The organism is Streptococcus sp. S1 (assembly GCF_034137685.1).
GTDB classification, from domain to species: Bacteria; Bacillota; Bacilli; order Lactobacillales; family Streptococcaceae; genus Streptococcus; species Streptococcus dentalis.
The window spans coordinates 617601-630965 of sequence record NZ_CP139418.1; the positions used below are offsets into that span (position 1 = coordinate 617601).

Below are 13365 nucleotides of genomic sequence, written 5' to 3' on the forward strand. Positions count from 1 at the left end.
AATTGCACCAAGTCAGTGAAGCAGACCAGGCCTCTAGTCCCGTAAGACTGGAGGCCATTTTTATAAGATACTCAGGAGGAGGTGAGAGTATGGGATTGTCGTATGCGCAAGAATATAGTTGTCGGGACCATTTTCGGCAAAGAGCTTTTGAGCGCTTTGGCGTAGATGATCAGCACTTGAATAAGTGGATCAACCAACACCTCTCCTCCCTCTCTCCTTATGATAGTAATGTGGTTCAACCCGCCAACACAGAAGCCTATGTAGCCAGTGATGGCGTCATCTTTGTCTGCAATATCAAAAGCCGGGAGTTCATCACTTGCTTTAAGGCGGTTAATTACCAAGAATCTAAGGAAGAAGAGGAAGCCTATACGGACATTCACGAAAACAATGTCGCTTCCTTCAAAAAAGATGTGAACCACCTAGTCAATCGCTACCGACTCAAGGAAGCCAAAGAGCTGTTTGAAAACATTGGGGAGGACTTGGATGATTTTTATCGCCTGTCCCAAGCGGTCAAGAACGGCCAATTGAGCGAGCGAAATAGTAAGCGACTAGAGGAATTGTTAGGCAAGTTTCATGTGATCAAGGCAGCTATGCGGATCATTGAAAATAAACGGGGAGATTACCATCTTTAGGGTCTTTTCCCCCTAAAAATAGGCGCCTAGAAGTCCTCTCATCTGAAATAGATGAGAGGACTTTTTTGCTGTGGAAAGCTTTTGAAAAAAAGAGAAAAAAATTGTATAATAGAGTGGATATGCAAGTATTTGCAAAACTGTAATTCGACTTGGGCGACCAAGGACCGTAAGTATTAAAATAATCACACTAAAGGAGACAACAGTGAGTAGTATTAAATTAGTCACTCTTGGCGGTGTTCGAGAAAATGGGAAAAATCTCTACGTTGCCGAAGTGAACGATTCGATTTTTGTCTTGGATGCAGGTTTGAAGTATCCAGAAAATGAGCAACTTGGGGTGGATGTCGTTATCCCCAACATGGATTATCTATTTGAAAACAAGGACCGCATTGCGGGTGTTTTCTTGACCCATGGTCATGCGGATGCCATTGGGGCCTTGCCATATCTTTTGGCGGAAGCGAAAGTCCCTGTATTCGGGACCGAGTTGACCATTGAGTTGGCTAAACTCTTTGTAAAAAGCAATGACAGTGTGAAGAAATTCAACGACTTCCATGTCATCGATCAGAATTCTGAGATTGATTTTGGGGATGCCGTCGTCTCTTTCTTCCAAACAACCCACTCCATCCCTGAAAGTATCGGGATTGTGATTGGCACTCCTGAGGGCAATATCGTCTATACAGGAGACTTTAAATTTGACCAAACTGCCAGCGAGTCATACGCGACAGACTTTGCTCGCCTAGCTGAGATTGGACGTGAAGGTGTGCTTGCTCTTTTAAGTGATTCGGCTAATGCGGATAGTAATATTCAAGTTGCCAGTGAGCAAGAAGTAGGCGATGCCATCTTAGATACGATCGCAGACTGGGATGGTCGTGTCATCGTAGCGGCGGTAGCCAGCAACCTCTCTCGGATCCAGCAGGTCTTTGATGCTGCGGCTGAGACTGGCCGTCGAGTGGTCTTGACAGGGTTTGATGTGGAAAACATCGTCCGCACAGCTATTCGCTTGAACAAATTGTCTCTTGCCAACGAAAAACTCTTGATCAAGCCCAAAGAAATGAGCCGTTTCGAGGATCATGAATTGATCATCTTGGAAACAGGCCGGATGGGTGAGCCGATCAACGGTTTGCGCAAGATGTCTATTGGCCGTCACCGCTATGTGGAAATCAAAGATGGGGACTTGGTCTATATTGTCACAACGCCATCTATTGCTAAAGAAGCTGTGGTGGCTCGTGTGGAAAACATGATCTACCAAGCAGGTGGCATTGTCAAATTGATCACGTCAAGCTTGCGCGTATCTGGTCACGGAAACGCACGGGACTTGCAGTTGATGATCAACCTTCTTCGTCCTAAATACCTCTTCCCGATCCAAGGGGAATACCGCGAATTGGATGCCCATGCGCGGGTAGCGATGGAAGTTGGTATCTTGCCTGAAAATATCTTTATTCCAAAACGCGGAACTGTGATGGAGTACGAAAAGGGGGACTTCGTCCCTGCCGGTAGCGTCTCAGCTGGAGATGTCATGATCGATGGGAATGCCATTGGTGATGTGGGCAATATTGTCCTTCGTGACCGCAAGGTCTTGTCAGAAGACGGGATCTTTATCGTGGCGATCACGGTGAATCGCAAAGAGAAGAAGATTATTTCCAAAGCGCGCGTGCACACCCGTGGTTTTGTCTATGTCAAGAAGAGTCGGGATATTCTTCGTGAAAGTTGCGAATTGGTCAACCAAAGCGTTGAAGACTATTTGACACAAGACAGCTTTGACTGGGGTGAGTTAAAAGGTTTGGTACGCGACAACTTGTCTAAGTTCTTATTTGAACAAACCAAACGTCGTCCAGCTATCTTACCAGTCGTGATGGAAGTGAAATAATAGAAGAAATGGAAACGCTTGGCGGCCCGAGGCTTGCCGAGTGTTTTTAACAGTAGAAAGAGGGAAGCAAATGGCAGTTATGCAGATTGAGTATTATTCAGAAGCCTTGAAGATGGAGTGGGGCGTGTCCGTCCTTTATCCCGATGCATCGCGCGTGGAAGATCCAGCGGATACGGATATTCCAGTCCTTTATCTCTTACACGGGATGAATGGCAACCACCACTCCTGGTTGAAGCGGACTAATGTGGAGCGCATTTTGCGCAATACCAATCTGATCGTGGTCCTACCAAATACCAATAATGGCTTTTACACAGATACCCAGTATGGCTACAACTACTACACGGCCATTGCGGAGGAATTGCCAGAGACTCTTTCTCGCTTCTTCCCTAATATGACCAAGAAACGGGAGAAGACCTTTATTGCGGGTCTATCCATGGGCGGCTATGGATCAATGCTCTTGGCTCTCAAGACAAATCGTTTCTCCCATGCGGCTAGTTTTTCCGGTGCTCTGAGTTTCCACGATCGGGACTTTGAAAACAATGACTTGGAACAACCAGCTTTTTGGAAGGGGATCTTTGGAGAGATTGAGGATTGGACAACCAGTCCCTATTCGCTAGAGACTGTTTCCAAGAAGTTCTCAGATAAGAAGACCAAACTCTGGATCTGGTGTGGGGAGCAGGATTTCCTCTATGAGGCCAATAATTTTGAAGTCAAGGAACTAGAAAAGTTAGGTTTGGATGTCGCCTATACCCACAGCCCAGGCAAGCACGAATGGTTCTACTGGGAACGTGAGTTGGAGCACTTTTTACAAACTCTGCCAATCGACTTTGAATTAGAAGAAAGATTAAGCTAAGATACAAATAGATTGGATATCAGTCAGAGCATTTGTTCTGGCTTTTTTCATGTATATAGGAAGAAAAACTAGAAAGGTCACTTATTCATTTCAGTCCTGCTCTCTTTGTGGTATAATAGGAACGATTGAAAAATGAGCTAGAAATAGCGAACAAGATAAGAGGAGAGAAATATGGCAAAAGATATTCGTGTGCGTTATGCACCAAGTCCAACAGGACTACTACACATCGGAAATGCCCGTACAGCATTGTTTAACTACTTGTATGCACGCCACCATGGTGGAACTTTTATTATCCGTATCGAAGATACTGACCGCAAGCGTCATGTCGAAGACGGAGAACGTTCCCAGCTTGAAAACCTTCGTTGGTTGGGCATGGACTGGGATGAAAGTCCAGAGACTCATGAAAATTACCGCCAGTCTGAACGTTTGGAACTCTATCAAACATACATTGACCAACTCTTGGCTGAAGGAAAAGCCTACAAATCTTACGTTACAGAAGAAGAATTGGCAGCGGAACGTGAACGCCAAGAAGCAGCAGGTGAAACACCTCGCTACATCAACGAATACCTTGGTATGAGCGAGGAAGAAAAAGCAGCTTATGTTGCAGAACGTGAAGCCGCAGGTATTATCCCAACTGTTCGTTTGGCAGTTAATGAATCTGGTATCTATAAATGGCATGATATGGTCAAAGGTGATATCGAATTTGAAGGTGGCAATATCGGTGGAGACTGGGTTATCCAAAAGAAAGATGGCTACCCAACTTACAACTTTGCCGTTGTCATTGATGACCACGATATGCAAATTTCTCACGTTATCCGTGGAGATGACCACATTGCCAACACACCAAAACAGCTCATGGTCTATGAAGCGCTTGGTTGGGAAGCACCTGAGTTTGGTCACATGACACTTATCATCAATTCTGAAACTGGTAAGAAGTTATCTAAACGTGATACTAACACCCTTCAATTTATCGAAGATTACCAGAAGAAAGGCTACCTTCCAGAAGCAGTCTTTAACTTTATCGCTCTTCTTGGTTGGAACCCTGGTGGGGAAGACGAAATCTTCTCTCGCGAAGAACTGATTAAACTCTTTGATGAAAACCGTCTCAGCAAGTCTCCAGCAGCCTTCGACCAAAAGAAAATGGACTGGATGAGCAATGAGTATATCAAGAATGCAGATCTTGAGACCATTTTTGAATTGGCAAAACCATTCCTCGAAGCAGCAGGACGTTTGACAGACAAGGCTGAGAAATTGGTGGAACTCTACAAACCACAAATGAAGTCAGTGGATGAAATCGTTCCATTGACGGACCTCTTCTTCTCAGACTTCCCAGAATTGACGGAAGCTGAGCGAGAAGTCATGGCTGGTGAAACCGTTCCAACTGTTCTTGAAGCCTTCAAGGCAAAACTTGAAGCCATGTCAGACGATGAGTTTGTGGCTGAAAATATCTTCCCACAAATCAAAGCGGTTCAAAAAGAAACTGGTATCAAAGGTAAGAACCTCTTTATGCCAATCCGTATTGCCGTTTCAGGTGAAATGCATGGTCCTGAATTGCCAGATACCATCTACTTGCTTGGACGCGAAAAATCCATCCAACATATTGAAAGTATGTTGGAAAAAATCAGATAATTATCAGAAAATTCCATAATAATGTACTGAGCTCAAACAGTTAGACAAATAATTTTAGGAAAGGATTTAGTTCTGTGTTGTACAGGACTAAGTCCTTTTAGCTTGACCTTAATTTGTTTTTTGTCGTAATAGCCAATAAAGCCCATAACGGCTTTTACCAAGTGGTTAAGGTAATAGACTGTCTTTTCATAGTTATAAAACATTTCTGATTTCAAAATACCAAAGAAAGATCTAATCATGCAGTTACATGAGACATATTAATTAACTTTTACAGTGTAGTTCAAGCAGGTGTTTCATTTTATCTTTTTAATGGAAAAATCATCAAGTATAAGAATATCAATATAAATCTTATCAAAGATGAAAACTAATTGACTAATAAATTCGAATTTTTAAAATTAAATTATTTTAAAACTAGGGTGCAATGATGTATAATGTTAATGTTAAACTGAATAATAAGGAGAACAAATGTTTTTTAAACGTTCTAATGGGTCATTTCGTGAAACCGATCGTGTGACTCGATTTAAATTAATCAAATCCGGGAAAAATTGGCTTCGTGCAGCAACTTCCAATTTGGGCTTTTTTAAAGTTGTCCGTGGTCAGGTTGAAGAACTGGTTGTAGCAGAAGTCTCTGAGGAAACGACAGTGACAGCAACTCCAAGTCGGACTTTGTTGAAGGGGATCTTAGCAACTGGTGCTATTCTTGGGGGTGCAGTAGTGACGACAGCAGCACAAGCTGATGAAGCAGATGCTAAAACGGCAACAACATCTGAACTCGGCAAAGATGCTCTTGCTGAAGCAGATAGCGTAGTTCTTGGGACGATTTCAGTATCTGACTCCCAATCTATGAGCGCCTCAGAATCAGAAGAAGCATCAACTTCACTCAGTGAGTCCGCCTCAGAGTCCGTTTCAGAATCCCAATCCGTGAGCACCTCAGAGTCGGAAGAGGCTTCTACATCTTTGAGTGAGTCGGTTTCAGTATCTGACTCCCAATCTATGAGCGCCTCAGAATCAGAAGAAGCATCGACTTCACTCAGTGAGTCCGCCTCAGAGTCCGTTTCAGAATCCCAATCCGTGAGCACCTCAGAGTCGGAAGAGGCTTCTACATCTTTGAGTGAGTCGGTTTCAGTTTCAGTATCTGAGTCAACAAGCGAATCGGAATCAGTTTCGACATCTGAGTCAACAAGCGAATCAGAATCAGTTTCAGCGTCTGAGTCAACAAGCACGTCCGAATCAGTCTCAGCGTCTGAGTCAACAAGCGAATCAGAATCAGTTTCAGCGTCTGAGTCAACAAGCACGTCCGAATCAGTCTCAGCGTCTGAGTCAACAAGCGAATCAGAATCAGTTTCAGTATCTGAGTCAACAAGCGAATCAGAATCAGTTTCGACATCTGAGTCAACAAGCGTATCGGAATCAGTTTCGACATCTGAGTCAACAAGTGTATCGGAATCAGTTTCAACATCTGAGTCAACAAGTGTATCGGAATCAGTTTCAGTCTCAGAGTCTGAGTCAACCAGTGTGTTGGAATCAGAATCAGTTTCAGTTTCAGCATCTGAGTCAACCAGTGTGTTGGAATCAGAATCAGTTTCAGTCTCAGAGTCTGAGTCAACCAGTGTGTTGGAATCAGAATCAGTTTCAGTCTCAGAGTCTGAGTCAACCAGTGTGTTGGAATCAGAATCAGTTTCAGTCTCAGAGTCTGAGTCAACCAGTGTGTTGGAATCAGAATCAGTTTCAGTCTCAGAGTCTGAGTCAACAGTGTGTTGGAATCAGAATCAGTTTCAGTCAGCATCTGAGTCAACCAGTGTGTTGGTGTCAGTTTCAGTCTCAGAGTCTGAGTCAACCAGTGTGTTGGAATCAGAATCAGTTTCAGTTTCAGCATCTGAGTCAACCAGTGTGTTGGAATCAGAATCAGTTTCAGTCTCAGAGTCTGAGTCAACCAGTGTGTTGGAATCAGAATCAGTTTCAGTCTCAGAGTCTGAGTCAACCAGTGTGTTGGAATCAGAATCAGTTTCAGTCTCAGAGTCTGAGTCAACCAGTGTGTTGGAATCAGAATCAGTTTCAGTCTCAGAGTCTGAGTCAACCAGTGTGTTGGAATCAGAATCAGAATCAGTTTCAGCATCTGAGTCAACCAGTGTGTTGGAATCAGAATCAGTTTCAGTCTCAGAGTCTGAGTCAACCAGTATGTTGGAATCAGAATCAGTTTCAGTCTCAGAGTCTGAGTCAACCAGTGTGTTGGAATCAGAATCAGTTTCAGTCTCAGAGTCTGAGTCAACCAGTGTGTTGGAATCAGAATCAGTTTCAGTTTCAGCATCTGAGTCAACCAGTGTGTTGGAATCAGAATCAGTTTCAGTCTCAGAGTCTGAGTCAACCAGTGTGTTGGAATCAGAATCAGTTTCAGTCTCAGAGTCTGAGTCAACCAGTGTGTTGGAATCAGAATCAGTTTCAGTCTCAGAGTCTGAGTCAACCAGTGTGTTGGAATCAGAATCAGTTTCAGTCTCAGAGTCTGAGTCAACCAGTGTGTTGGAATCAGAATCAGAATCAGTTTCAGCATCTGAGTCAACCAGTGTGTTGGAATCAGAATCAGTTTCAGTCTCAGAGTCTGAGTCAACCAGTGTGTTGGAATCAGAATCAGTTTCAGTCTCAGAGTCTGAGTCAACCAGTGTGTTGGAATCAGAATCAGTTTCAGTCTCAGAGTCTGAGTCAACCAGTGTGTTGGAATCAGAATCAGTTTCAGTCTCAGAGTCTGAGTCAACCAGTGTGTTGGAATCAGAATCAGTTTCAGTCTCAGAGTCTGAGTCAACCAGTGTGTTGGAATCAGAATCAGTTTCAGCATCTGAGTCAACAAGTGTGTCCGCTTCAGAATCTGTATCAGAAACTCAATCCATGAGCACATCAGAGTCTGAAGAAACATCTAGCTCCTTGAGCGAATCGGTTTCAGAGTCTGTGTCAGAAACTCAATCCGTAAGCACTTCAGAATCAGAAGAAGCGTCAACTTCCTTGAGTGAGTCTGTTTCAGAATCTGTGTCAGAAACTCAATCCATGAGCACATCAGAGTCTGAAGAAACATCTACTTCACTCAGTGAGTCTGTTTCAGAATCTGTGTCAGAAACCCAATCAGTAAGCACCTCAGAGTCAGAAGAAGCGTCAACTTCACTCAGTGAGTCTGTTTCAGAATCTGTGTCAGAAACTCAATCCATGAGCACATCAGAGTCTGAAGAAACATCTAGCTCCTTGAGTGAGTCTGTTTCAGAATCTGTGTCAGAAACTCAATCCATGAGCACATCAGAGTCTGAAGAAACATCTAGCTCCTTGAGCGAATCGGTTTCAGAGTCTGTGTCAGAAACTCAATCCGTAAGCACTTCAGAATCAGAAGAAGCGTCAACTTCCTTGAGTGAGTCTGTTTCAGAGTCTGTGTCAGAAACTCAATCCGTAAGCACTTCAGAATCAGAAGAAGCGTCAACTTCCTTGAGTGAGTCTGTTTCAGAATCTGTGTCAGAAACTCAATCCGTAAGCACTTCAGAATCAGAAGAAGCGTCAACTTCCTTGAGTGAGTCTGTTTCAGAATCTGTGTCAGAAACTCAATCCATGAGCACATCAGAGTCTGAAGAAACATCTAGCTCCTTGAGCGAATCGGTTTCAGAGTCTGTGTCAGAAACTCAATCCGTAAGCACTTCAGAATCAGAAGAAGCGTCAACTTCACTCAGTGAGTCTGTTTCAGAATCTGTGTCAGAAACTCAATCCATGAGCACATCAGAGTCTGAAGAAACATCTAGCTCCTTGAGCGAATCGGTTTCAGAGTCTGTGTCAAGATCGACAACGACTTCAGTAAGTGCATCAAGTTCTGAATCGACAACGACGTCAACAAGTACGTCAGCTTCTTATTTAGGGTCAATGAGTCAGACTAGATCACAATCTGAATCGTCAAGCTCTTCCCAAAAATATAGAGGGTCAGAAGGAATTCTTCCAGAAACAGGAACAGCAACGTCAACAGGTATGTTTGCAGCAGGAGCATCTGCGCTTCTTGCAGGTATTGCTGCCTTGGGTCGTCGTAAGAAAAAGGATGAGAATTAATCTATCAAACTCATTCCATTGCTGTCATATAGATGAACTTAGGATTTAAAAATAAGTGAAAGCAAGTCTCGAAAGAGATTTGCTTTTTTCTAGTGAAAACTAAGTATGAAAGAATAGTCAAATATATTGAAAATGATCAATAATCCTGTATAATCAAAAGAGAATAATTTTTAGGGAGAAAAATGTGTTATTTAAGAGGATGAATGGAAAGTCTTGGAAGGGAGAGCGGATTACACGATTTAAATTAGTCAAAACTGGGAAAAACTGGATGCGTGTTGCGTGCTCAAATATTACTTTCTTCCAACGGAGAGGGAAAGAAGGAGCTCCGCCCTTGTCCTTTTCCAGATCAAGTCAATTGGCTCTCACGAGGGGGCTGATTGCAACAGGTGCACTGCTTGGAGCGGTATCGCTTGCTCAACCTACTTTTGCGGATCAAGAAGACAAACAAAGCTTTGGCTCAGAGTTGGATTCAGAAATAGGTCTAATTGGAAAAGATAGCTTAGTTATAGGGATTGCTGGCAATTCATTAACTAGTGAAAAAATCAACTCCTTGACAAGTCAAGAAAGCTTCTCTTCATCAGTAGGAACCCCTGTTTCTGAGATTACTTCAATGGATAGTTCAGAAGCTTCTACTTCAATAAATTCAACCTCTTTATCAGAACTGGTTTTAACGGAACCTTCTTTTATCCAATTGGATCAGCAAGAGGAACGACTCTATAAGTTAGCACAGGATATTTATAGGTATATTGACCAAGCTAAAGCTCTAGAAGATGGAAAGGAGACTGTGTTCCTTGGGAAGCAGGCCTTGGATGCTATTCGTCATCAATTAGCAAATCCTTCAGCTGAGGGAAACCAAGTAGTTGACCAAGCTAAGACAGCCCGAAACCGACTGATCAATCTTGTCCTACGTACCACTTCAGGAAAACGTGATCCTCGAAATGGGAATGCAATAGGCTCTGATCAAATGTTGCGAGCCCCATTCGTTATGAGTGGACCTGAAAATAACCATCTCATCACTGCCTATAATTCAGATCCAGTGAGACTCCAGTATATTGTCCGAGAGCGAAATGGTGGTGTTATCCTAACTTTTATGGGTTATGCTCCAAATAGTGAGCGGGTAGATGGTGTCTTGGTGCCGAATGCGACTTTGAAAACCCCCTTTGCTCCCATGCTGATTGAGGGGAAAGTGGGAGATACAGAGGTTGTGGAACCCGGGAAAACATATACGATTACAGTTCGTTTTACCAACGCTCACAACCAGTTTATAGACCGTTCTTTCCGAATTAAAGTATTGCCACAAAATGACGGGATTCGAAATCCAATTGTTGCAGTGAAGTCAAACACGCAAGTATCTGATCTCTCTCAATTGACTGATGCAGAAAAAGAACAAGTGTGGGAAAAGTTTAAGGCTGTGAATCCCCGTCTCATATCTTCTAAGGATTTTAAGTCCTACTCAGTTTCAGCAACTGGAGAAGTTACAGTTGTTTTCAAAGATAATACGACAAATACTGTAACTGTTCCTTTGACAGAAGATCCACGAATTCGCTCACTTTCTTTGAGTGTTTCTTCAAGTCTGTCAGAGGTTGAAAGTACATCTAGATTGGGGTCTGAGTCAAAGGAAATATCTGAGTTGAAGAGTTTGTCTGAGGGATTCAGTGATTCACTGTCTAACTCGAGTGCTATCTCTGCAAGTGTCGGTCTTTCTAATTCAGTATCTATCAGCGAATCAGAAGAAGAATCAATCTCTTTTTCAGAAGAGGCCTCCTCATCGCTTTCAGAGTCCGTTTCAGAATTCCAATCAGTGAGTGTATCAGAGTCAGAAGAAAGCTCTATTTCCTTGAGTGAGTCATCTTCAGAGTCTGTGTCAGAAACCCAATCAGTAAGCACTTCAGAATCAGAAGAAACGTCAACTTCACTCAGTGAGTCCGCTTCAGAATCTGTATCAGAATTCCAATCAGTGAGTGCGTCAGGGTCAGAAGCAGCCTCTGCCTCACTCAGTGAGTCCGCTTCAGGTTCTGTATCAGAATTCCAATCCGTGAGTGCATCAGAGTCAGAAGAAACGTCAACTTCACTCAGTGAGTCCGCTCAAGGTTCTGTATCAGAATTCCAATCCGTGAGTGCATCAGAGTCAGAAGAAACGTCAACTTCACTGAGTGAGTCTGTTTCAGAATCTGTATCAGAAACCCAATCAGTAAGCACTTCAGAGTCAGAAGAGGCATCAACTTCCTTGAGTGAGTCTATTTCAGAATCTGTATCAGAAACCCAATCGGTGAGTGCATCAGAGTCAGAAGAAACGTCAACTTCACTGAGTGAGTCCGCTTCAGGTTCTGTATCAGAATTCCAATCCGTGAGTGCATCAGGGTCAGAAGAAAGCTCTATTTCCTTGAGTGAGTCATCTTCAGAGTCTGTGTCAGAAACCCAATCAGTAAGCACCTCAGAGTCAGAAGAAACGTCAACTTCACTGAGTGAGTCTGTTTCAGAATCTGTATCAGAAACCCAATCAGTAAGCACTTCAGAGTCAGAAGAGGCATCAACTTCCTTGAGTGAGTCTGTTTCAGAATCTATATCAGAAACCCAATCAGTAAGCACCTCAGAGTCAGAAGAGACATCAACTTCCTTGAGTGAGTCTGTTTCAGGTTCTGTATCAGAAACTCAATCCGTGAGCACTTCAGAATCAGAAGAGACGTCAACTTCACTGAGTGAGTCTGTTTCAGAATCTGTATCAGAAACCCAGTCAGTGAGTTCATCAGGGTCAGAAGAAGCGTCAACTTCACTGAATGAGTCTGTTTCAGAATCTGTATCAGAAACCCAGTCAGTGAGTTCATCAGAGTCAGAAGCAGCGTCAACTTCCTTGAGTGAGTCTGTTTCAGGTTCTGTATCAGAAACCCAATCCGTGAGTGCATCAGAGTCAGAAGCAGCCTCTATCTCCTTGAGTGAGTCTGTTTCAGGTTCTGTATCAGAAACCCAGTCAGTGAGTTCATCAGGGTCAGAAGAAGCGTCAACTTCACTGAATGAGTCTGTTTCAGAATCTGTATCAGAAACCCAGTCAGTGAGTTCATCAGAGTCAGAAGCAGCGTCAACTTCCTTGAGTGAGTCTGTTTCAGAATCTGTGTCAGAAACCCAATCAGTAAGCACATCAGAATCAGAAGCAGCGTCAACTTCCTTGAGTGAGTCATCTTCAGAGTCTGTGTCAGAAACCCAATCCGTGAGCGCCTCAGAGTCAGAAGCAGCATCTACTTCACTCAGTGAGTCCGCTTCCGAATCTTTATCTGAATCGGTTTTGATTTCACAAACGGTCACTATTTCATTGTCTGAAAGTCGTTCACAATCAAGCCTATCTTCGCATTCAATCTCAACAAGTGGGTTAGCATCAATAAGTGCTTTGCCTTCTCAAAAAGAATTCACAGATCCATCAACTTCCTTGATCTCATCGGAGTCTATGCTCTCTTCGCAAAAGGACAGTCAATCAAAAGTAACACTTCCAGAGACTGGAGTGAGTCCTTCAAAAGGTCTTTACCTTGCAGGGCTAACCACTCTCTTTGCAGGTTTAACTTCATTGGGTCATCGGAAAAAAGAAGAAAAATAACCCTAGAAATAAATGAGGAAATGATGTCATTTCACGTTGCCAAGTTCCAGCAAAACCTAACATAGTTTTGCTGGTTTTTAATGGAGGAGTTAGCTCCAGTGAGAGGATGCGAAATACGAAATCAGATAGAGAATATGTTATAATGAATGAGGATGAACTCGTTCGGAATTCTGTGTAAAGGTGACCAACAAGTGGTCTGAAACTTATTAAGTTAGCAAATCGACTAATGGTTCAATTGCAATAACTTTTAATAAACAAGTAGAAGAAAAAGAAGGGGCTAGAGATAAAAATCCATTTTACAAATCTTTTCGGTTAATCTTCCAAAAGTATTGCTTTAATGGCCCAGAACGATATTATAAAAATTGTCCGATAGTTTGGAGTTAATGAGCTTGACATCTACTTTTATGATCAGACGAATGAACCATGGAGAGATCTGAATTCTCGTATGGATGGCATCCTAGCGGGGTCTCTTTTGAGGATATTGTATTTGTTCAATCTCCATTTTAGAATGGGATGCTCATCTAGTTCATAAGTTAGAGAGTCTTCAAGCAAAGCTAGTGACCTTTATCAACGAGAAAGGCTAAGTATTTGTGGTTTCTAGCTTGGAAGAAGATAATCAGGTAGTGAAAGAAACATTATCGTCTAATATTTCAGCAAACTAAATATACGTTATTCTTAATTTGAAATAGTTAGTTTACCAATGAGCTAAAATTAAGTTCGTCAGATCTAATTC

At 42.7% G+C, this 13365-nt stretch carries 6 protein-coding genes and 1 pseudogene; 6 read left to right on the forward strand and 1 reads right to left on the reverse strand.

Features of this window, described 5'->3' with window-relative positions; all coding sequences use genetic code 11:
- Positions 1 to 89: 89 nt before the first annotated feature.
- The 4 genes from SM121_RS03025 to gltX all read left to right on the forward strand — a co-directional run bounded on the left by SM121_RS03025 (position 90) and on the right by gltX (position 4978).
- Positions 90 to 632: a hypothetical protein gene (locus SM121_RS03025; RefSeq protein WP_049473337.1), complete on the forward strand. Its 543-nt coding sequence runs from the start codon at positions 90 to 92 to the stop codon at positions 630 to 632.
- 202 nt (positions 633 to 834) lie between these two features.
- The gene (locus SM121_RS03030; RefSeq protein WP_320911125.1) at positions 835 to 2496 is read left to right on the forward strand and encodes a ribonuclease J; all 1662 of its coding nucleotides are present in this window, start codon (positions 835 to 837) and stop codon (positions 2494 to 2496) included.
- A gap of 70 nt (positions 2497 to 2566) precedes the next feature.
- Positions 2567 to 3349 (forward strand): alpha/beta hydrolase, encoded by a 783-nt coding sequence (locus SM121_RS03035; protein ID WP_155172670.1) that lies wholly within the window; start codon positions 2567 to 2569, stop codon positions 3347 to 3349.
- A gap of 171 nt (positions 3350 to 3520) precedes the next feature.
- Positions 3521 to 4978 carry a glutamate--tRNA ligase gene (gltX, locus tag SM121_RS03040; RefSeq protein WP_320911126.1) on the forward strand — a complete coding sequence of 486 codons (1458 nt, stop codon included), beginning with the start codon at positions 3521 to 3523 and terminating at the stop codon, positions 4976 to 4978.
- Between the two features lie 32 nt (positions 4979 to 5010).
- Here gltX and SM121_RS03045 read toward each other — a convergent pair.
- A pseudogene (locus SM121_RS03045) lies at positions 5011 to 5223 on the reverse strand (IS3 family transposase); the annotation flags it as partial.
- 220 nt (positions 5224 to 5443) lie between these two features.
- On the opposite strand from SM121_RS03045, the gene SM121_RS03050 reads away from it, so the two are divergent.
- The gene (locus tag SM121_RS03050) at positions 5444 to 9046 is read left to right on the forward strand and encodes an accessory Sec-dependent serine-rich glycoprotein adhesin (RefSeq protein ID WP_320911127.1); all 3603 of its coding nucleotides are present in this window, start codon (positions 5444 to 5446) and stop codon (positions 9044 to 9046) included.
- Positions 9047 to 9377: 331 nt separating this feature from the next.
- Positions 9378 to 12632: an LPXTG cell wall anchor domain-containing protein gene (locus SM121_RS03055; protein ID WP_320911128.1), complete on the forward strand. Its 3255-nt coding sequence runs from the start codon at positions 9378 to 9380 to the stop codon at positions 12630 to 12632.
- Positions 12633 to 13365 lie beyond the last annotated feature (733 nt).

Coding starts and splice junctions, on each gene's coding strand:
- gltX (WP_320911126.1), top strand. CDS start 3,521: ATGGCAAAAGATATTCGTGTGCGTTATGCACCAAGTCCAACAGGACTA.
- SM121_RS03035 (WP_155172670.1), top strand. CDS start 2,567: ATGGCAGTTATGCAGATTGAGTATTATTCAGAAGCCTTGAAGATGGAG.
- SM121_RS03025 (WP_049473337.1), top strand. CDS start 90: ATGGGATTGTCGTATGCGCAAGAATATAGTTGTCGGGACCATTTTCGG.
- SM121_RS03050 (WP_320911127.1), top strand. CDS start 5,444: ATGTTTTTTAAACGTTCTAATGGGTCATTTCGTGAAACCGATCGTGTG.